This is a genomic window from Nitrobacter vulgaris (assembly GCF_002028545.1).
Lineage (GTDB): Bacteria > Pseudomonadota > Alphaproteobacteria > Rhizobiales > Xanthobacteraceae > Nitrobacter > Nitrobacter vulgaris.
The window spans coordinates 82,957-102,642 of record NZ_MWPQ01000044.1; the positions used below are offsets into that span (position 1 = coordinate 82,957).

The following is a 19,686-nucleotide window of genomic DNA, read 5'->3' on the forward strand; positions in this document are numbered from 1 at the left end:
TTTGGCTTCAGAGGATCAACAATCCATGGATATCGATCGCCGCCATATCCTCGGAGCTTCCGCCGCCGGCATCGCCGGTGCAGTGGCGATGCCGGCGGATGCAGTCCGTGCGGCTCCGCTGACATCGACGCTCGGGCGCGACGCCACTCATTATGGCGTACGGCCCAACGCAACCGGCGACCAGACCCGCGCGCTGCAACGGGCGATCGATGAGGCGACCCGCGCCAACGCGCCGCTCGCGCTGCCCCCCGGCGTCTACCGCACCGGACCGCTGCAACTTGCCAAAGGCTCGCAACTCATCGGCGTGCGCGGCGCGACCACACTGATGTTCACAGGCGGCGCTTCGCTGCTGGCAGCCGAGGGTGCCGACCACATCGGTCTCAACAACCTCACCCTTGATGGAGACGGCATTCCCCTCCCCGGGCGGCGCGGCTTGATCCATTGCCTTGGCGGGCGCGATGTCCGGATTCTGGATTGCGCAATCACAGGCAGCGGCGGCAACGGCATCTGGCTCGAAAATGTCGCCGGTGAGATGAGCGGCAATGTCATCGATAAAATTGAAACGACGGGGATTGTCTCCTTCGACGCGCTCGGGCTGACGATCGCGCGCAACACCATTCTCGGGACAAAAGACAACGGCATCGAGATCCTGCGCACGGCCATCGGCGACGACGGTTCGATCGTCACCGGCAACCGGATCGAAAACATCAAGGCCGGCAAAGGCGGCTCGGGCCAGTACGGCAACGCCATCAACGCGTTTCGCGCCGGCAATGTCATTGTCAGCGGCAACCGCATCAGCGATTGCGATTACTCCGCCGTGCGCGGCAACTCGGCCTCAAACATCCAGATCACCGGCAACAGCATCAGCGGCGTGCGCGAGGTGGCGTTGTATTCCGAATTCGCCTTCGAGGGCGCCGTGATCGCCAACAACACCGTGGACGGTGCGGCGGTCGGCGTCTCCGTCTGCAACTTCAATGAGGGCGGACGGCTTGCGGTCGTTCAGGGCAACATCATCCGCAACCTGTTGCCGAAGCGTCCGATCGGCACCGCCCCTGACGACGATGCCGGCATCGGCATCTACGTCGAGGCGGATACGTCAGTGACCGGAAACGTCATCGAGAACGCGCCGTCGTTCGGCATCATGGCAGGCTGGGGCAAATATCTTCGCGATGTCGCGATCACAGGCAACGTGATCCGTAAAACCTTCATTGGCATCGGAGTCTCGGTCGCGGACGGCGCTGGTACCGCGCTGGTCAACACCAATGTGATTTCAGACACGCCGCGCGGCGCGGTGGTGGGGCTTGACCACGCCAAGCCCGTGACGCCGGACCTCGCAGCCAATGGCGCTGCGAAATACGCGCAGATCGTTATCGGCGCCAACGCGGTGCGTTGAAATCGAGATGGCAAGCGAAGCGGTGATGGCAACGATTCAAGCCACACATGCCTCGGCAAGTCACCTCAGGGCCCCGCTTCTGATTCTAACAGAAACGGAAAGGCTCTAGGCCGCTTTTCCAGCCGGCACATCGTTGTTCGCTCGAAGCATCGAGTCCTCTTGTGATCCGGCAATCGCCAGCGCTGCACGGGGCACCGCAGCTCCAACCGGCACGGTGTCACCCTGAATAGCGGAAGAGTCCGAGGGTCGATTGAGCCACGACCAGTCGACTGCCCGATTGTCCGGCATGGCTTCACGCCGCGCCAGCATTCGCCAGACTTCGACGACGGTCTTTGCCTCCCGCAGGTTTTCCATGAAAGCATTTTCGGAATGGTAACGTCGCCACCTGCCGCTTTCATAAAGCTCGATCAGAAAATCGAGCCGCTGTTCGGCAAGTACACACCAGCGATTGAGGACATCTTGAGCGTGGTCGGGCGTACGCCCGGCATCGTATCGTTGAGTCATTGGGGGGACAGTCCGCAGGGAGGGAAACGGACGCAGACGCAACGAACGAATCATTCAAGCTTGCGGGATATTCTGTGGAAAACCTGCGCGAAGTCCAGTGCTTTGTGGCGTGAATATGACGCCATTGTGGAAGCAGTCCACAGGACGGGTGTTACAGGCGGCCTCGCAAACGGCAAGGAGATGCTGCGTGGCGGGATCACAAACGTACAATCGAAACAAACTATGCTCGCTCCGGCGATGAATGGCACGCTGCCGACCTACGCCGAAACGCTAATCACAATAAAAAGCCCCGCCTTTTGGCGGGGCTGAGGATCACCACTTCTGGCGACCGTACCAATCATCGATTTCTTTCTTCGCTTGGTCCTTCTGATAACCGTAGCGTTCCTGAATTTTGCCCTCAAGCTGTTCGCGCCTCCCACCGATGACATCAAGATCATCGTCGGTCAGCTTGCCCCATTGCTCCTTGACCGCACCTTTGAGTTGCTTCCAGCTTCCTTCGACACGGTTCCAATCCATCGCAAATCTCCTGTTGTTGCGGGGGGGGTGAAACGCGGAAACAACTCGGTTGTTCCTATGTGCCTTTTGTGCATAGGAGCGCAGAACAAACGCCGGCACATCAAAAGGACACAGAAATGAGAAGACCCGCCCGGGGGGACAACCGGGCGGGTCAAGCCATATGGGCGCTGGGGTGGATGGGCGCTCGCGCCTAATATAGCCTCAGGGGAGTTTGGCCTCCCACACTCATTCTGTCGTCGAGTCCCCTGAAAACGTTCAAGGAAGACAGAAACTTTTTTAACGATCTGAAAAGACTCTGATGGAATCGGAAGCAGAGCTTTATGATTTTGATTTGACGCGTGTTCTTCACGCGAACCAGCATTCACTTCGCTCAAAACGCTCTAGCTATTTCGCGGGCGAATCAGTGCCGCCTGGATTCGTACTCACCGGCGCTGGCTGCGGTTCGCTTGAAGGCGCGGCCTCACTGGTCGTCACAGGAACAGCACTGGATGCGGCAGGCACCGGATCAGACCCGGCCCTGACGGGCGCGGTTTTGTCAGCGGTCGGAACCGCGTTTTCCGGAACAGCTTGCACAGCGCGACACGCATCCGCCTCGCCGGCACCGAACAGATCGTCACGGCCAGGCACACCGAGATCGCGCGCGCTTGTCGTCAGAATGGCGCGGACTTCGGCGGGTGTCAGCGTTGGACGACGCTCCAGAACCAGTGCAGCAAGACCACTGATGTAAGCTGCGGAGAACGAAGTCCCCGACGTCATCTGATATTTGCCGTTCGGTGCAGGAAGAAAAATATCAACGCCGGGGGCAGCGACTGCAACGTGGCTGCCACGATTGGAGGCCGCGAACAGCCGGTCGTCGGCGTCGGTCGCGCTCACCGCGATCACCTGCGCGTCGGCGGCCGGATGGAGCGGCGGCGATTTCGGACCCGCATTACCGCTCGCGGCCACCATGACGATGCTTTTCGCCGCGGCCGCAGCAATGCCGCGCGAGACCAGCGCATCCTTCGGACCGGCAAAACTCATGTTGATGATCTGCGCACCATGAGCCGCCGCGTAGTCGAGACTCTTGAGGATGGTGAACGAGGCGCTCTCGGCCGTGCCCTGCGTCACACCGAAGGCACGGATCGCGAGAATCTTGGCGGACGGAGCGCTCCCCATCAGCCGCGCATGGGCGACGATCGCACCGGCAATACCGGTGCCGTGCACGTGCGGCTCGCTTTTGCTGTCGAGTGCATCGAAACTCGCCGCTATCGAACCGGCGAGTTCAGGATGATCCGCATCGATTGCGGAATCGATCACCGCTACAATGACGCCGTTGCCGTGTGCCAACCCATGCGCTTCCGGCAGCCGCAGCTTTGCCAGCGCATACTGCGCAGGATCGCCTTCGGTCACTACCACCGTCTTCTGATCCTGGAGAATATAGCGGAAATTTGGCTGCGCCGAACGCACGGCCGCATCGGCGCGCAGTTCACGTTGCACATCTTCGACCGGCCGGCGGCCGACGATGCGAAACAGACTGACCGTACTGCCCGTCAGCAAAAAATTCTGAGAGAAGACACGCTTCAACCGATGCCGCCGCGCCAGAGCAGTGAGTTGCGCATCCGGCATCGCGGCCGTCTCAGCAACAATCTCGCCGGGCAGATAGTTGCGCGTCACTGCGGCCTGCCTCGCATTGCGGCGAGGCCCGCCGTTCTGATCCTGGGCCGGCGGACCATTGCCTCCGAGGTCGGCCACGAACGGACGGCCGTTGCAGTCGCCGCTCATCGCGCCATTGCCGCCTGTGCAAACCGGAAATGTATTAGACGCGTAGCGAATATAGGAAATGCCTGACGCCGTGACCCCGATGACCGGCTTTCGCGGTTTCTGTTCACGGATAACTGTTTTGCGGGGTTGAGGCCGCGATGACCGGCTGTTCACACTGCCGTCGCGCTCGATGGCACGGTAAGGTGCTTCGACATAAGGTGCTCTGCTGGAAGTCCCGATGGCACCGAGCATTAGCCCGTAACCCAAGCCCAAGCCGGAGCCTAGCCCCATGCCGCGCGGTCCGCCGCCCGGCGAGGGCATCGGCGCGCGCCCTTGCGTACCGAAGCCCGGAGAGCCCCTGGATCCTTGCATATAACCTTGCGCATGTGCCGTCGAAGCATCGCATGCGAACCAGCACAAACTTGTCAGGGCAAAGAGCGCGGCGCTCCATTTCGTTATGCCCGTCATGCGCTGGCGCATCGCACTGTGCTCCATTGTGGCTCCCCTGGCGCCGCAAAGCGGAAACCGAGTGCGGTCAGAAAAAGTTCACGTCCACTACTCGGCAGGAACCGCCAGATTGACGATCGCTTCGCTCTGGAGCTTGCCCAACAGGCCAGGAAAATCCTTATGCTGATCGAAGCGCAGCTGGAACAGGCCGTTGCGGGACACCGAAACAATCGTGGCCTGGTAGGTGTCCAGGAAAGCACTAATGTCGGACATGCGCGCATCCGGCGCGAACCGTACCAACGCCTTCGGTCCCGTTTCCACGGCCAGTCCGCGGGTCAATGGTGCATCCGGCGCGCTGTGAGACGCTGTGCGAAACGATTGGCCGCCATCGTCCTTCGTCAGCATCGCGGCGATCACGCCGGCCTGGAGCACAACCACGAGCGCTCCGACCGCACCGGCCGCCGCCAATGTGCGCGGCGACAGGTCGCTAAAGAACTGCGAAACCCGCGCCCACAGGCCGAGGCGCGCTATTGGAACGCTCAGTGCCGGCTCGGCGTCGATTGCGGCGAACAGTTTTTGCAGCGCGCTCAAAGACGGAGCACCGAGGCTTTCATTGAGTGAAATGGTTTCAACATATTCATCCCGGATCACCGCATATTGCTTCGCCAAATCGGGATCGCGCGCGAGCGCTTCCTCAACCCGACGGATGTCACGCGTGCTCAGCGTGCCGGCAGCATGCCACGGTAGCAGCGCCTCGACATCTCCAGGCTCGTCGTCCGTGACCCTCTTCGCCGCTGTCATGGCCAACCTCGTTCGATTCCGGCTGCCTGCAGCAGACCGGCCAGTTTCTTGCGCGCGTAGAACAATCGCGTCTTAACAGTGTTCTCGGGTATCCCGACAATCTCAGCGACCTCTTCCACCGATTTCTCGTGGTAGTAGACGAGATCGACGATCTCTCGGTGCTCGGCTGAAAGCTGCATCAGACACTTGCGGAGCGCGTTTCCCGTATCCTTCTTCTGTACCGTCACCTCCGGATCGTCGGATTGATCCTCGATTTCATTGGCCGTCTCATCATCGAGTTCGGCATCCTTCCTGCGGCGAAGCGCAGAGAGGGCTTTGAATCGCATAATTGCCAGCAACCAGGTGGAGACAGCGGATCGCCCTTCGAATTTGCCGGCCTGACGCCACACATCGAGAAAAACCTCGCTGATAAGGTCTTCGGCGATCTGTTCGTTCCGCACGAGTCTCAGTCCAAAACGAAAGACCCTGACGTGATGACGCCCGTACAGCACCTGCATGGCGAGGCGGTCGCCTTGAGCGATCCTGGCAATTAGAGCTTCATCGGAAGCCGCCTGAGTCGTACTCACTTGCCGTCTCGTAGAATTGGTCGGGTTTGCGGGGAAGAAGGTTCGAATGGCAAAGTAAAATCTTCTCAAATTACAAGCAATCAGCCGTTCGGCCACGGCTAGGTTGTGCCCGAATCGGCGAAAGGGCAAGCGCCATGGGTATCTGATAAAGAGCAGCGTTCCGCGTAGAACAACCTATCCGAGGCACATCCCGATAAAAAAACACACCAAACTTAAAGGCTTTTCGCCGTAAATTCCCCGCCCAGCTACTCATCGACGGGCCATTTGAATAGTTTGGCTCCGATCGCTCGATTCCGCAGTGGTCTGCCGCGGCAGTCATCCTGGATCAGCGCGATCGGAACGTCACTGCAGAACTCTAGGATAGAGCCATGCTTTCCAAATCGGCGGGGTCGGCAAATCTGCTCGAGGAACTCCAGACCGTTCTCACCCATGGCACAATCGCGCGGCGGATCGAAACACTGCAGCGAGTCACCGACCTTTTCCTGAACCACACGGTCGACTATTCCGACGATCAAATCACGCTCTTCGATGACGTTTTTAATTGCTTGATTCAGCACATCGAGAGTTCGGCGAAAGCGCTGCTTGCCAGACGCCTGGCTCCCGTTGCAAAGGCTCCGCCGCAGATCATTCACGTCCTCGCCTTCGACGATCTGATCGAAGTCGCCGCACCCGTGCTGTCGCAATCCGAGCGGCTCAGCGATGATGTGCTTATCGAGAGCGTCCGCAGCAAAAGCCAGGCTCATTTGCTGGCGATCTCCACGCGGAGAGTTTTAAGCGTCGCGGTCACCGATGTTCTGATCGAGCGAGGCAACGACGAAGTCGTCAAAAGCACCGTTAACAATCCGGGCGCTGATTTTTCCGAGCTTGGCTTCACGCAGTTGGTCGAACGCGCCGAAGGCAACGACGACATCGCGACCTGCGTCGGAATGCGGCGGTCGATCCCGCGGCATCACTATTTGAAGCTGATCGCAAAGGCCTCCGCCACGGTGCGGGCGCGTCTCGCGGCGGCTAACCCAGATCTGACAAACGACGTTTCGGTCGTCGTTAGCGAGGTAACGCGGCGAGCACGTTCGGCGCCCGGGACCATCATCAGGGAAACGACGATCGCACATGGGCTGGTCAGGTCGCTGTACGAAGATGGGCGGTTGGACGAGCAAGAAGTCGCTGCGTTTGCGGAAGCCAGAAAGTTCGATGAAACGAATGCCGCCATTGCCTGTCTCGCCAATGTCTCGATCGCAGACGCCGAAAAAATGATGATCGAATCCCAAACCGAGGGCGTACTTATTCTGGCTAAGGTAGGCGGCCTCTCCTGGGCAACAGTGAAAACCATCATCGACATGCGCCGCGATCTGACTCATGTTGAGATGACGAACATCGATGCCGCGAAGCGGACCTATGAATGTCTGCGCCAGTCCACTGCGCAACAGGTACTGCGCTTTCATCGAACGCAACAAGCGGCCGCTGCGGGCGATGGCTAGAACCGGATAGAGTTGCGTTACTCTTTAGCCGTATCTTCGATACCCGTATCCTTTGATCGAGCATAATCCTTATCCGAAAGCCGGTTTCTTCTTCCGAGATACACGGCTAGCCAGACCGATAACCGGGCGCACCTGCAGCGGGCCCAGAGCCAAAACCAGGCATGTGCTACCTCATTTTCGGTGCTTTGACCGCGGTTTGGCCCGTAGTGGTCGAAAAATTCCCTTTTTTTGCCCCGATGTGGCCACTCCGGGCGTTTCTTTTGCCGGTCAGGGAACCGACATACCGGAGAGAAATCGTCATGAGCATCGGGGCTAGCGGGCGCTCGGCGTTGATCATCGCAGCCGGACTTTTACTTGGTTTCGCGGGGCCAATGCGCGCGACAGACAGCGTGGCGGAACCCACCGGAGTAGCCGCCGCCCATACCGAAAAAGCGGTGGCGCCGGTCAGGTCCGGCAAACTTGCCAAACACCCACCGCACAAGCGGCAAGCCACGCGCACGCGGAAATCGACCAAGCCCGAATCAAAAACCGATAAAAAAGCGGAGGAAACAACTGCCTCTGCAATCCAGGATAGCAACAAGCACATACCGCTGCCGCCGACGGTCGCCAACGCAAACGCCAGCACCGATATCTCCCCTGGCACCACGGAAGATTTGTCCAAGGACGAGTCACCAAAAGTCCAAGCGAGCGCACTTGCCAATAGCGCCGGCGAGATGCTGGCTAATCAGGGGGATGCAGCGCCACACGCCGACAACACCCCCTCCCTTGCGGCCGCCGTGGATATCGTTCCCTCAGATGAACTCAACGAAATTGACCGCGCCCTGGCCGACAGCCATCAGGACGCACCTCACCTGGCATTGGCCTCGATTGACATCACGTCGCCCTCTAGTGGCGATACCGGCCAGGCGGCATCAAGCGACAGCTCTGCCTGGAACCATACCTCTCTGATCGGCAAGATATTCATCGCCTTCGGCGGTTTGCTCACGATCGGGTCCGCCGCCCGGATGTTTATGGCCTGATCCGACATACGGCCGCCAGGATTCCGTTCTCCGAGACTTTATGGTCCGTCGTCCCGACGGCGTGCCGCCGATTTTCAAGCCGGCGTATATTGACCTGCTGGTGGTGTGGACCTCGTGTTCGCTGCCGCAAGCTTGCGGCGCGACTGGACCGCAGGCACATTGTCCGCTGCCGCGTCTCCTTAACGACCGGCTAATGACAACGCGGGACGGACCATGCGCAGTTTTGAGCACATCATCGTCGAGAGTAAGGACCAGGTCGGTGTCATCAGATTGAACCGCCCGAAAATGCTCAATGCGCTGTCGTTCGCGGTACTTCGCGAAATCGCTGCTGCGGTAGATGAATTCGAAGCCGAATGCGAAATCGGATGCATCCTGATCACCGGCAACGAAAAGGCTTTTGCCGCCGGCGCCGACATCAAGGAGATGCAGCCGAAAAGTTTCATCGACATGTTCAACGAGGACTTCAAAGCGATCGGGGGCGACCGCATCGCCTCCTGCCGCAAGCCCACTATCGCTGCGGTCAGCGGCTATGCGCTCGGCGGCGGCTGCGAGTTGGCCATGATGTGCGACATCATCATCGCCTCCGACACCGCGACATTCGGCCAACCCGAAATTACGCTTGGCACCATTCCCGGCATCGGCGGCACGCAGCGCCTGACCCGCGCCATTGGAAAGGCGAAGGCGATGGACCTCTGCCTCACCGGCCGGATGATGGACGCTGCCGAGGCGGAGCGCTCGGGCCTCGTCAGCCGGGTCGTGCCCGTTGACAAACTGATGGACGAGGCGATGGCTGCGGCGAAAAAAATCGCTTCGATGTCGCGTCCTGCCGCGGCCATGGCCAAGAACGCCGTGAATCGCGCCTTCGAGACGACGCTGTCGGAAGGCGTGAACGTCGAGCGCGACCTGTTTCGTTCGACCTTCGCGCTGGAAGATCGCGCCGAAGGCATGGCGGCGTTCATCGAGAAGCGCAAGCCGAACAACAAGAACCGATGACCTAGCGTCATCGCTCGGTGCGAGACGAGGATGGCGCTGTGTTTACTTCTTGCTCTCCTTCAGCGCGCCGTTGAGAAGCGCACGATAAAGCCTGTCCGAAAACGTATTCGGATGATCAAGCCCCATACGTGCAAGCGCGGGTTGCACCGATGCATCGCCGGGGCGCAATCCTTCCATCAGCAACTTGATGAGCGCCAACGGCGAACGTGATGCGTCGCGCAAGATTTCAAGCGCCGGTATCAGCCGCTGCTCGATCTCGGTGAAATCGCTGCCGAACGGAAACGATGGCAGCAGTCCAGCCGTTCGCGCGGGGCTCAGCGCAGCTGCGATGCGCGTCGGCGTGTTGTCGCAATGCGCTGCGGGAATCCGGTGATCGCGCGGCAGTTTTCCGGCGTCGATCGCGTGCCGCATCAACTGGTCCTGAAAACGCGAGTCCGTTACGTTGAGCATCGCCGCGATCACATCGGCATCGGCTTTTCCGCGCAGGTCCGCCACTCCATATTCGGTGACCACGATATCGCGCAGGTGGCGCGGAATGGTGGCATGGCCGTAGGTCCAGCGGATATTGGACACCACGCCGCCCTTCTCTCGTCTGGTCGATTCCAGAGTGAGGATCGAGCGCGCGCCCTCGAGCGCAAAAGCCTGCGCCACAAAATTGTATTGTCCGCCGACGCCGCTCACCACCTGACCATTGTCGAGACCATCGGAGATCGCAGCCCCCATCAGGGTTGCGATCATCGCGTTGTTGACGAAGCGCGCGTCAACTCGGGCGCGACGCTTGGCGGCCTCATCGCCGTAAAGTTCATTAGTAAAGGACACCGCTGTCATCTGGATGCGGGCGCGCTCGTCCGGCGTCATCTCGCGCAACGCGTGATAGAACGATTGCGGTCCAAGAAAGAACGCGCCGTGCAGCACCGCACCGTCGATCTCGCGCTTCAACACGCCCGCTTTAATCAGCCCGAGAAACGCCTCGAAAACCATTTCGCTGACGCCATAAAGACCAGTTGCAAACGGCGCGGTCTCCGCCATTGCACTGTCTGGTGCAAGCCGTGCGGCGATCTCACGAAAGCGCGCGTTATCGCGGTGACGAACGATCAGGCTTTGCGCCAGCGCATCGCCGGTCTGGCCAATGCCGATCTGCAAACTTCCGCCGTCCTTGATCAGCCCGGCCGCGTGCAGGCCGATGGCATATTTGGTGTCGGATACCGGCTCGGACGGTGGCGCGAATAACGGAAAGTCGGTGGCGGGGCTATCGAGGACCGCGCTGAACTCGCTGGCTGGAAGATCGCCGGCGCCGGGCATGAACGGCAATTGCGAGTTGACCTGTCCCACCAGTTTGAACGACGCGCGGCCCGCAGCGCGGGCGCGCAGAAGGTCGAGCGTGGTGTCCGTGTTGCTGCTCAGACTGTAGCGCGTCTCACCGTTGACGACGCGCTTCGCCACGAGTTGAGTGATGACGTTGAGGCCGCGGTCGAGGATATAGGACGCGGCGTGAGTGTAATTAGCGGCGATGTAGTGTTGCTGGGCATAGGTGTTGCGCAGCCATTTTCCTGCCAGGAAGAAAAACTCGGTGACCTTGACGTTCGGCGGCAACGCGCCATTATGCAAAGCGGCGGCGTAATCGAGGTCCGGCCAATCGCCGAACAGGCGATCGATCACTGGCGTAATGAAACGCTTTTCCAACTCGTTCGATGGCCGTGGCTTCTCCAGCGTCAGCGCCGAGAACAATGTGAGGTCGAGATTGCGATCGGCTTCCGCCCGGCGATACAGCGCATTGACGATGTGATTGGCCTTGCCGAGCCCAAGCGGCAGTCCCACCACCAGACGAGAACCGGTCTCGCGGATGATGTCATCAACGATTGCGGCGGGATCGGTGAAAATCCTGGGCATCAGACCGTGGTCCGCACGTCCGTCATGTTTGATACGCCTCCATGCGCTTCCATGTTCTGGTGCAGGCCGCAACGATCCAATGTAATGGCGTTCTCAATCCCTTGATAGCACCAGCCGGTCGCGGCGGCGCGCTCTCACGCCTTTGGCTTCCAGGCCGGCGACGATGGCGCTGCCGTGCGCGGTGTCTTGCGCCTCGATCACCAGCTCGACCTCGGTCATGTTGGCGGACAGAGCGCTGAACAGACGCTGGTGCTGCACCTCGACGATGTTGCCACGGAGTTCGGCAATGACGCATGCGAGTTCGGCCAGCGCTCCGGGCTTGTCAGAAATCTCCACGACGAGATCGATCAGCCGGCCGTCGCGCACCAGCCCGCGCATCAACACATTTGCAAGCGTCCGCGTATCGATGTTGCCGCCGGACACGATCAAGCCGATCTTGCGCCCGACGAACCGCCCGGGATCGCTCATCAGCGCCGCAAGCGCGGCCGCGCCCGCACCTTCCGTCACGGTCTTCTCGATCTCCAGCATCTGGATGACGGCCTTCTCGATCAAACGCTCCGCGACCGTCATCACCTCGATGCCATACTCGCGCAGGATCGCCAGCGGCAGCGAACCGACATCGCGCACCGCGATGCCTTCGGCGATGGTCGCGCCGCCGACCGAGATCGGATGCCCGGCGAGATGCTGCGCCACGGCGGCGTACGACTCCACTTCGACACCGATCACCTCGACCGCCGACGCATGACCCGACGCCGCGATCGCGCAACCCGCGACCAGTCCGCCGCCACCGACGGGCGTAAGGATACAATCGAGCGCCGGCTGATCTTCCAGCATCTCGAGCGCCACCGTGCCCTGCCCGGCGATCACGGCCGGATCGTTGTAGGGATGGACAAAGACAAGATTTTCATCCGCGGCCAGTTGCCGGGCAAACGCGGCGGACTCCGCCAGCATTTCGCCCTCGAGCCGCACCCGCGCCCCAAGCTTCCTGGTTCGCGACACCTTCACAAAAGGCGTTGATTTCGGCATCACGATCGTGGCGGCGATTCCGAGATTATGAGCGTGATAGGCAACGCCCTGGGCGTGATTGCCCGCGGACATGGCAATGACGCCGCGCCGCGCTTCGTCCGCCGACAGCGTGAGGAGCTTGTTGGCCGCGCCGCGTTCCTTGAAAGAGGCGACGAACTGCTGATTTTCCAGCTTGAGCCAGACCTCGGCCCCGGTGATTTCGGACAGCGTGCGCGAATGAACCAGCGGCGTACGAATCACTCGTCCGGCGAGCCGAGCGGCGGCAGCCTTCAGTTCCGCCATTCCGATGGATTTGCCCTGCTCCGCCTCGCTCATACCTGCTTCTCCGTGAATGGTCCGACTGCGGGTTATGTCACCCGCCGCAAGAAATGAAATACGTTATTTGTACCGGCGGCGTCTTCGTTTTCGGGTATGAGGCGGACGATAATCAATCGGCGCCGATCGCAACGTTGATTTCCAGCAAATGCATACCGGCGCATTAATATTTGCCATCCAACGTCAACTGCCGATGCGATACGGCGCGGGACAGCGCACCGGCCCTATTTCATGTTTATGCGAATGCAAGGAGCTGTCATGGCCGCTATTGATCCCTTGACCGCCGTGGGTGTCGTACTCGCTACCGCGGCGACCGATGCCGTTTATGTGATGTTCACCTCGGCCGTGGTGGCGCGACGGCGCGTTCCGGCGGCGACCTGGAGCAGCATCTGGTACCTGCTCTCGTCCTTCGCCGTGATCAGTTATACCGAGAACTGGGTCTATGTGGCCTTCGCCGCGGTCGGCTCCTGGCTCGGCGCGTTCGCGACGATCACCTTCCTGCATCGCCCACCGGGCGGACCGCCTGTCGGCGCGTCGGTGGAGTGAGAGGGCACGATCAGGCTTGAGGCCGTCATTTGCCGAACTTGAAGCGGAAATCCATAGGGAAATGATGATGCCGAGGTCATAGGCAAGCGAAGCAATGCCGTTCTCCTTCCGGGCGGCTATGCCCGGCATAACGAATAACTCAATGAAAATCCCGCGAGCGCGGCAGAATGCGCACGTTGCGCGGGTGACGAACTCTCTGTGCCGGATTGTCGGGGTGTTCGCGGCGGTCGTCGTTGAGCGGCTCGGCCGGTGTGACCGGCGGCGGCAGCGGATGTCTGGGCACGAGCGCATCGTTCGCCAGATGCATCAGCTCGGTTGAGCGATCGGTCAGCTTGCTTGCGACAAGATGTACGACCTGCTCCGGGCTGCTCTGGATATGGCCCTCCACCTCGATCAGCCGCGCGCCCATCACCTCCTTGCGGTAACGCTCCATGATCTTCGGCCACACCACGATATTGGCAATTCCGGTCTCGTCTTCCAGCGTCATGAAGACGACGCCCTTGGCGCTGCCCGGCCGCTGCCGCACCAGCACCACGCCCGCACACTTGACGCGCCGCCTGTCATTGGCATGGCAAATCTCGGCGCAACTCACCAGGCGCTCACGGGTGAACATCGCGCGCAGGAATTCCATCGGATGCCCCTTCACCGATAATCGAATGGTCTGGTAATCGGCAACCACCTGCTCCGGCAGCGGCATCACGGGCAGCGGCGCGGCATGTTCGTCCGGCAACTCGCGCGCGACGGCACTTTCGAACAATGGCAGTGGTATGTCATCCGGCAGTCGGCGCACCGCCCACAGCGCCGCACGGCGGTCGAGCCCGAGCGAACGAAAAGCATCGGCATCGGCCAACAGGATCAACGCGCGCTTTGGCAGTTTGGTGTCGCGGGCAAAATCCTCAATGGAGGCGAACGAACAACGTTGACGCGCGGCGACGATACGCTCTCCCCAGTCGTCTAACTCGTTATTCCGGGACCGAATCTTGTCTCGTTTCAAATACTCCTCATCCCTATCAACCCACTTGAATCCGTCGATCTGACGGAATCCGAGCCGCACCGCGTGATGCGCGCCCACACACTCTTCCAGAGTGTTCTGCGAATGGCTGAACGAGACGTCGATCGGCCGCACCTCGACGCCGTTCTTGCGGGCATCGCCGACGATCTGCGCCGGTGCGTAAAAGCCCATCGGCTGCGAATTCAATAGACCGCAGCAAAACGCGTCGGGATGGAAACACTTCAGCCATGACGAGACATAGACGAGCTGCGCGAAGCTCGCCGCGTGGCTCTCGGGGAAACCGTAAGACCCGAATCCCTTAATCTGTTCGAAACAATTTCTCGCAAATACCGGATCGTAGCCGCGCGCAATCATGCTGCCGACCATCTTCTCCTGAAAGGAGCCAATGGTCCCCACATTGCGGAATGTCGCCATGGCGCGACGCAGGCCATTAGCTTCCTCAGATGTGAACTTCGCGGCTTCGATGGCGATCCGCATCGCCTGCTCCTGAAACAACGGCACGCCGAGCGTCTTGTGCAGCACGTTGCGCAGTTCATTCCTGTCGCCACCCTTCGGATAGGGATAGTCGATATCCTCCGGCTTCATGGCTCGCCGTTTCAAATAGGGATGCACCATGTCGCCCTGGATCGGCCCGGGACGGACGATGGCGACCTCGATGACGAGATCATAGAATGTGCGCGGCTTCAGCCGCGGCAGCATGTTCATCTGGGCACGACTTTCGACCTGGAACACGCCGAGGGATTCGCCTCGCTGCAACATCTGATAGACTTCGTCGTCGTCCCTCGACTTAATGTCCGCCAGCTCGTAACGCCTCCCCTTGTGCTCGGCGATCAGATCAAAGCATTTGCGGATGCAAGTCAGCATGCCGAGCGCGAGCACGTCGACCTTCATCATCCGCATGGCGTCGACATCGTCCTTGTCCCACTCGATAAAGGTGCGATCGTCCATCGCGGCATTACCGATCGGCACATAGGTGTCGAGCCGATCCTGCGTCAGCACATAGCCGCCGACGTGCTGCGATAGATGACGCGGAAATCCGATCAACTCGGTGGCAAGCGCAATGGCGCGGCGCACCATCGGGTTTTGTGGATCGAACCCAGCCTGCCTGATCTGCATGTCGCTGACATCATCGCCCCAGCTCCCCCACACCGTGTCGGCGAGCGCCGCCGTGACATCCTCGGTCAGCCCCAGCACCTTTCCGACATCGCGGATGGCGCTGCGCGGCCGATAATGAATGACGGTGGCGATGATCGCGGCGCGATGGCGGCCATAGCGGCGATAGACATACTGCATCACCTCCTCGCGGCGCGAATGCTCGAAATCGACGTCGATGTCCGGAGGCTCCAGCCGCTCTTTCGAGATGAACCGTTCGAACAGAAGATCGGTCTCAGCCGGATTAACCGCGGTGATGCCGAGCACATAGCACACGGCCGAATTCGCCGCCGAGCCTCGGCCCTGGCACAGAATGTTCTGACTGCGCGCCCACTGCACGATGTCATGCACGGTGAGAAAGTAATGCGCGTATTTAAGTTCGGCGATCAGGTTGAGTTCCTTGCGCAGCACCGCACGCAATTTGTCGTCCGACCCTTCCGGGAAATATCTTGCGACACCAGCCCAAGTCAGGTCCTCGAGATGACGCTGCGCGGTCTTGCCAGGCGGCACCGGCTCGTCGGGATACTGATATTTGAGCTGGTCGAGGGTGAATGCGATGCGCGATGCGAACGCCACCGTTTCGGCGATCGCTTCCGGGAGATCACGAAACAGCCGCGCCATCTCATGCGCCGGCTTCAGATACCGTTCGGCATTAAATTCAAGCTTTCGCCCGACGGTATCGATCGTGATCTTTTCACGAATGCAGGTGAGGACATCCTGCAACGGACGGCGTGCAGGGTGATGGTACAGCACCTCGTTGGTCGCAAGCAGCGGCACGCGGGCGGCGGCCGCGATCCGCTGCAATCGCTGCAAACGGCGCCGGTCGTCACCGCGATAGAGCAGACTTACCGCGAGCCAGACGCCGTCCGCGCGACTCTGCCGCAACCGGTCCAGCACCTTCAGGACTTTCGTCGTTTCAAAACGATGCTGCAAAGTCAGCACGAGAAGCTGGCCTTCGGAAAACTCCAGCAGATCATCCAGCCTCAGATGGCATTCGCCTTTCTCCGCCGCCCGCTTGCCGCGGGTCAACAACCGACAGAGCCGGCCATAGGCGTTGCGATCACTGGGATAGACAAGAATGTCCGGCGTCCCATCGATGAAAACGAGACGCGATCCGATCAGCAGCCGCGGCTTATAACGAACCTCGGGGTTTCCCAGCTCCGTATAGGCGCGCACCACCCCCGCCAGCGTGTTGCGATCGGCGATACCGATGACGGGCAGCCGCAGCTCGCTCGCCTGATGCACATATTCTTGCGGGTGCGACCCGCCGTGCAGAAACGAGAAATTGGTCACGATGCCGATTTCGGCATAAGACGGGATGTCGCGCGGATGCTTCATGCGAACAGCCCGTGGACAAACCATTTTGGCGGTACGGTATCGTCGTTCTCAGCCGCTTCATAAAGACCGTCGCGATAGAGCCAGAACCGCAATCCGCTTTCATCCTCGACGCGAAAGTAATCCCGCGTCGGCCTTGCCTCCTGCGTCCGCCACCACTCCATCGCAATGCGCTCGGGACCTTCGGCACGAACCACCGTATGAGTGACACGCCGCCAGATGAAATGACGCGGTGGCTTGTCCGGCACCTCCGCCAACTTCACCTCGATCGGCTCCGGTCGCGCAAACATCCGCAACGGCCGGAGCGGCGGCTCGTTCCCGATACGTGCGGGCCACTCGGCGCGCATGGCCGTCACGAGATGCTGTTGCGCCGGTAATGAGAGAGCCTCGCGTTCGGGAATATGCGTATCCTGTGGCAGATGCACGACGACGCGATGGCTGCCGATGCGCGCGGCAATGCGGTCGATCAGCGCCGACACTTCGTCATTGTCCTGAACATGCGTATCGAGCTCGCGCTGCTCCTGCACAACCGACTCGGTTCGCACTGCGGACAGCCGCACCAGATCGAAGCCGAAACCAGGATCGAGCGGATCGATCAGCGCATCGAGCCGCTCGCGGAACAGGCGATCGACGATTTCGCCGCGCGCGACGGGGCGGCCGGTCTCCACTGCGATGACTCGCACCGCGCCGTCGGTGCGGAAAAAACTCGCTTCCAGATGCCGCGCGCCCTTGCCATGCTTTTCCATCGCGGCGATGAGTGTGCGCGCAAGACCTGCCAGCGTCATCGCGATTGCGCCGTCGGTGGTGATCGGCTCGGCAAACCGCTTCTCGACGATATAATCCGGCGGCGGCTTGCGTGGATTAATTGGCATATCGCCTTGCCCCAGCGCCTGTTCCAGGAGCGCTGTGAAAGCGACACCAAAACGCGCGGCGATCTCGTGGCGGCCGCGTGCAGCGACATCGCCGATGGTTTTCAACCCGGCACGGCGCAGCCCGCGCGTGGTCGCATCATCCGCCCCCAGCGTGAACACCGGCAGCGGCGCAACAGCTTCCAGCTCCGCGCCAGGCGCGACAATCCGGCCATGGGCATGGCGCGTCAACGCTCGCGCGCAGACCGGCGTGCCTGCGATCGCCGCGCTCACAACAAAGCCACGTCGCCTCAGCGCGTCGCACAGCGCATTCATCAGCGCGGCCTCGCCGCCGAACAGATGCGCGCAGCCGGTAATGTCGAGCAGCAGACCGTGCGGCGGATCGAGCGCCACCAGCGGCGTGAAGCGGTCGCACCAGTCGGCGATGCCGTTCAATGTTTGCTCGTCCGCAATCTCGTCAGCATCGAACACGTCGATGTCGGGACAGATCGCACGGGCATTGGCCAGCGGCAGCCCGACCGCAAGGCCAAGACGTGCAGCCACATCATCCAGCGCGGTGATGACCAGCGCGTTGTTTTGTTTGGCAACGACGATATGGGGCGACTTTCCCTTTGTCTTTGCCGCGCCAGATTGTGACCCTCCTGCTTCAGCCGGCACGCCGGAGCGCAATAACTCGCGCCGGATGCGGTCGGTCGGCAGCCGCGGCAGCCACAGGCTGAGGATGCGTCTCGGAGTCATGGAACGAGACGTCACGGAAGAGGCACTCATCACATTTCCACTCCATGATCCATTGGCCGGTCTGGCCATGACGATTACGGACAAGCCGCGTTTCGAGCATGGGGGCGCCCCACGCCTGCCATGCCGCGCCTGGCGGCGAGCGCGCCGGGCGCACGATCCACCGTGTCTCCGCCGTCGAAGGCAGCGGGCTTGCCGCCACCCGTAGCAGCAGCCCGGTAACGCCGGAGGCCCGCGCCGCCAGCGTCAGCCTGCGGCTGGCGACGAGATCGAACAGACGCGTCTCCCCCCAAATCTCGATGACCACGGCACCGAGCGCATCGCAGGCCAGCGCATCGGCCGCTGTCCGCAACGTGCTCTCCACATCCGGCGCATGGACCGTCACCAAAAGACAGGGGTCGAGGCCGATCTCCCGCCATCCACGCATCGACAGCGCACCGGATTCCCGCGCGGCAAAATCCTGCCGCACCCAGAGCAGCGGCCGATCCTTGCCGACACGCTGCGCAAGACCTGCGATGAACCCTGTTGCCGCCGTGCTATGCCGCCCCTCCGCGAACACCTCATGCACGGCGCCCTGCGCAAGCCCGCCCTGCAGCACGGCATCCGCCTCGCCATGACCGAGCGCCACCCGGTCCGGCATTCCGCCCCCGTGATCGGTCTCGATGCGCGCGATGCGGTCACGCAGGCGCGCAAGCTTCCCTGCGCTGCTTCCGGTTCCAGGCATGATCAAAAATCCGTCCGTGACATCAGAGCCGATGACAAGCCTGAGTGTTCACTATATGTTCTAGTAAATGTCGGCCAAAGCCAAGAGTCAACCAGGACTTTCCGGCGATGCTTTCGCCAAGATCGCCAACCTCGTTTTTGTTTGTGAAACCAAAGGATTGGAGAGCCATGGAGCTGCGGCACAGATGCTTGACCGCGCACTCAAGGAAGCCGGAATCGACCGCAAGAAGGTTTACGTTACCAATACCGTGAAGCACTTCAAGTTCGTGCCGCGCGGCAAGATCAGACTGCACCAGAAGCCGAACACGCCGGAAATCAGGGCGTGCCGCCAATGGTATGAGCGTGAGCTGGCGGCAATCAATCCGGCCGCTGGTGGTGGCGATGGGCACGACCGCGGCGCAAAGCGTATTCGGCAAAATCACGCCAATCAACAAATCACGTGGACGGCTGATCGACATGGCCGACGGACGCAAGGCGCTGGTGACGGTGCATCCGTCCTATCTGCTGCGGCTGCCGGATCAGGACGCCAGAGCCCGCGAATATGAGCGCTTTGTCGGCGATCTGAAAATTGCCGCGACACAACTGCAGCGCGACAAGGCGGCGTGATGGCCGCTTGTAGCGTCGCG

At 61.0% G+C, this 19,686-nt stretch carries 16 protein-coding genes and 1 pseudogene; 7 read left to right on the top strand and 10 right to left on the bottom strand.

The features are described 5' to 3' along the window. Positions 1 to 25 precede the first annotated feature (25 nt). Positions 26 to 1,393, top strand: coding sequence for a TIGR03808 family TAT-translocated repetitive protein (locus B2M20_RS12030; RefSeq protein ID WP_079447282.1), 1,368 nt, complete (start codon positions 26 to 28; stop codon positions 1,391 to 1,393). Between the two features lie 105 nt (positions 1,394 to 1,498). Here the strand turns inward: B2M20_RS12030 and B2M20_RS12035 are convergent, their stop codons facing one another. Further along, on the bottom strand, positions 1,499 to 1,804 hold the full coding sequence (locus B2M20_RS12035; protein ID WP_244553506.1) for a TIGR03809 family protein: 306 nt from the start codon (positions 1,802 to 1,804) through the stop codon (positions 1,499 to 1,501). Between B2M20_RS12035 and B2M20_RS20300 the strand changes: the two genes are divergently transcribed. Beyond that, the gene (locus tag B2M20_RS20300; RefSeq protein ID WP_244553507.1) at positions 1,763 to 2,206 is read left to right on the top strand and encodes a hypothetical protein; all 444 of its coding nucleotides are present in this window, start codon (positions 1,763 to 1,765) and stop codon (positions 2,204 to 2,206) included. The genes B2M20_RS12035 and B2M20_RS20300 overlap by 42 nt on opposite strands. 3 nt (positions 2,207 to 2,209) lie before the next feature. Here B2M20_RS20300 and B2M20_RS12040 read toward each other — a convergent pair whose 3' ends face one another. From B2M20_RS12040 to B2M20_RS12055, 4 genes are all read right to left on the bottom strand, one after another. Continuing rightward, positions 2,210 to 2,413 (bottom strand): CsbD family protein, encoded by a 204-nt coding sequence (locus B2M20_RS12040; protein ID WP_079447284.1) that lies wholly within the window; start codon positions 2,411 to 2,413, stop codon positions 2,210 to 2,212. A gap of 384 nt (positions 2,414 to 2,797) precedes the next feature. After that, positions 2,798 to 4,174: a S8 family serine peptidase gene (locus B2M20_RS12045; RefSeq protein ID WP_420799315.1), complete on the bottom strand. Its 1,377-nt coding sequence runs from the start codon at positions 4,172 to 4,174 to the stop codon at positions 2,798 to 2,800. A 534-nt stretch (positions 4,175 to 4,708) separates the two neighbouring features. Continuing rightward, complete coding sequence (locus B2M20_RS12050; protein ID WP_079447285.1) at positions 4,709 to 5,401, bottom strand: hypothetical protein; 693 nt, start codon at positions 5,399 to 5,401, stop codon at positions 4,709 to 4,711. Continuing rightward, a complete protein-coding gene (locus B2M20_RS12055; protein WP_079447286.1) occupies positions 5,398 to 5,967 on the bottom strand; it encodes a sigma-70 family RNA polymerase sigma factor in 570 nt (189 codons plus the stop codon). Before B2M20_RS12055 ends, B2M20_RS12050 begins: the two co-directional genes overlap by 4 nt. 368 nt (positions 5,968 to 6,335) lie before the next feature. Here B2M20_RS12055 and B2M20_RS12060 point away from each other — a divergent pair, with 368 nt between their 5' ends. The 3 genes from B2M20_RS12060 (at position 6,336) to B2M20_RS12070 (ending at position 9,457) form a co-directional block, all read left to right on the top strand. Beyond that, complete coding sequence (locus B2M20_RS12060) at positions 6,336 to 7,445, top strand: DUF2336 domain-containing protein (RefSeq protein WP_079447287.1); 1,110 nt, start codon at positions 6,336 to 6,338, stop codon at positions 7,443 to 7,445. A 299-nt stretch (positions 7,446 to 7,744) separates the two neighbouring features. Then, positions 7,745 to 8,464: a hypothetical protein gene (locus tag B2M20_RS12065; RefSeq protein ID WP_079447346.1), complete on the top strand. Its 720-nt coding sequence runs from the start codon at positions 7,745 to 7,747 to the stop codon at positions 8,462 to 8,464. 213 nt (positions 8,465 to 8,677) lie between these two features. Beyond that, complete coding sequence (locus tag B2M20_RS12070; RefSeq protein ID WP_079447288.1) at positions 8,678 to 9,457, top strand: enoyl-CoA hydratase; 780 nt, start codon at positions 8,678 to 8,680, stop codon at positions 9,455 to 9,457. A 42-nt stretch (positions 9,458 to 9,499) separates the two neighbouring features. Here the strand turns inward: B2M20_RS12070 and B2M20_RS12075 are convergent, their stop codons facing one another. Both B2M20_RS12075 and B2M20_RS12080 read right to left on the bottom strand, forming a co-directional pair. Continuing rightward, positions 9,500 to 11,347: an acetyl-CoA hydrolase/transferase C-terminal domain-containing protein gene (locus B2M20_RS12075; RefSeq protein WP_079447289.1), complete on the bottom strand. Its 1,848-nt coding sequence runs from the start codon at positions 11,345 to 11,347 to the stop codon at positions 9,500 to 9,502. Between the two features lie 93 nt (positions 11,348 to 11,440). Continuing rightward, positions 11,441 to 12,688: a threonine ammonia-lyase gene (locus B2M20_RS12080; protein WP_079447290.1), complete on the bottom strand. Its 1,248-nt coding sequence runs from the start codon at positions 12,686 to 12,688 to the stop codon at positions 11,441 to 11,443. A 258-nt stretch (positions 12,689 to 12,946) separates the two neighbouring features. Here B2M20_RS12080 and B2M20_RS12085 point away from each other — a divergent pair, with 258 nt between their 5' ends. Then, positions 12,947 to 13,234 carry a hypothetical protein gene (locus B2M20_RS12085; RefSeq protein ID WP_079447291.1) on the top strand — a complete coding sequence of 96 codons (288 nt, stop codon included), beginning with the start codon at positions 12,947 to 12,949 and terminating at the stop codon, positions 13,232 to 13,234. A gap of 139 nt (positions 13,235 to 13,373) precedes the next feature. Here B2M20_RS12085 and B2M20_RS12090 read toward each other — a convergent pair whose 3' ends face one another. Genes B2M20_RS12090 through B2M20_RS12100 form a run of 3 tightly spaced genes read right to left on the bottom strand, consistent with a single transcriptional unit; the run spans position 13,374 to position 19,061 of the window. Beyond that, complete coding sequence (locus B2M20_RS12090; protein WP_079447292.1) at positions 13,374 to 16,736, bottom strand: error-prone DNA polymerase; 3,363 nt, start codon at positions 16,734 to 16,736, stop codon at positions 13,374 to 13,376. Continuing rightward, a complete protein-coding gene (locus tag B2M20_RS12095; protein WP_087881173.1) occupies positions 16,733 to 18,340 on the bottom strand; it encodes a Y-family DNA polymerase in 1,608 nt (535 codons plus the stop codon). The genes B2M20_RS12090 and B2M20_RS12095 overlap by 4 nt, the downstream gene beginning before the upstream one ends. Further along, complete coding sequence (locus B2M20_RS12100; protein WP_087881174.1) at positions 18,249 to 19,061, bottom strand: ImuA family protein; 813 nt, start codon at positions 19,059 to 19,061, stop codon at positions 18,249 to 18,251. Before B2M20_RS12100 ends, B2M20_RS12095 begins: the two co-directional genes overlap by 92 nt. Before the next feature lie 118 nt (positions 19,062 to 19,179). On the opposite strand from B2M20_RS12100, the pseudogene B2M20_RS12105 reads away from it, so the two are divergent. Next, positions 19,180 to 19,666 (top strand): annotated as a pseudogene (locus B2M20_RS12105) (UdgX family uracil-DNA binding protein); the annotation flags it as partial. Positions 19,667 to 19,686: the final 20 nt, after the last annotated feature.

Bases quoted from the DNA above. Each gene is read 5' to 3' on its own strand.
- B2M20_RS12075 (WP_079447289.1), bottom strand. From the start codon at position 11,347: ATGCCCAGGATTTTCACCGATCCCGCCGCAATCGTTGATGACATCATC.
- B2M20_RS12045 (WP_420799315.1), bottom strand. From the start codon at position 4,174: ATGAGCGGCGACTGCAACGGCCGTCCGTTCGTGGCCGACCTCGGAGGC.
- B2M20_RS12060 (WP_079447287.1), top strand. From the start codon at position 6,336: ATGCTTTCCAAATCGGCGGGGTCGGCAAATCTGCTCGAGGAACTCCAG.
- B2M20_RS12070 (WP_079447288.1), top strand. From the start codon at position 8,678: ATGCGCAGTTTTGAGCACATCATCGTCGAGAGTAAGGACCAGGTCGGT.
- B2M20_RS20300 (WP_244553507.1), top strand. From the start codon at position 1,763: ATGGTAACGTCGCCACCTGCCGCTTTCATAAAGCTCGATCAGAAAATC.
- B2M20_RS12050 (WP_079447285.1), bottom strand. From the start codon at position 5,401: ATGACAGCGGCGAAGAGGGTCACGGACGACGAGCCTGGAGATGTCGAG.
- B2M20_RS12100 (WP_087881174.1), bottom strand. From the start codon at position 19,061: ATGCCTGGAACCGGAAGCAGCGCAGGGAAGCTTGCGCGCCTGCGTGAC.
- B2M20_RS12065 (WP_079447346.1), top strand. From the start codon at position 7,745: ATGAGCATCGGGGCTAGCGGGCGCTCGGCGTTGATCATCGCAGCCGGA.
- B2M20_RS12080 (WP_079447290.1), bottom strand. From the start codon at position 12,688: ATGAGCGAGGCGGAGCAGGGCAAATCCATCGGAATGGCGGAACTGAAG.
- B2M20_RS12095 (WP_087881173.1), bottom strand. From the start codon at position 18,340: ATGACTCCGAGACGCATCCTCAGCCTGTGGCTGCCGCGGCTGCCGACC.
- B2M20_RS12030 (WP_079447282.1), top strand. From the start codon at position 26: ATGGATATCGATCGCCGCCATATCCTCGGAGCTTCCGCCGCCGGCATC.
- B2M20_RS12090 (WP_079447292.1), bottom strand. From the start codon at position 16,736: ATGAAGCATCCGCGCGACATCCCGTCTTATGCCGAAATCGGCATCGTG.
- B2M20_RS12085 (WP_079447291.1), top strand. From the start codon at position 12,947: ATGGCCGCTATTGATCCCTTGACCGCCGTGGGTGTCGTACTCGCTACC.
- B2M20_RS12040 (WP_079447284.1), bottom strand. From the start codon at position 2,413: ATGGATTGGAACCGTGTCGAAGGAAGCTGGAAGCAACTCAAAGGTGCG.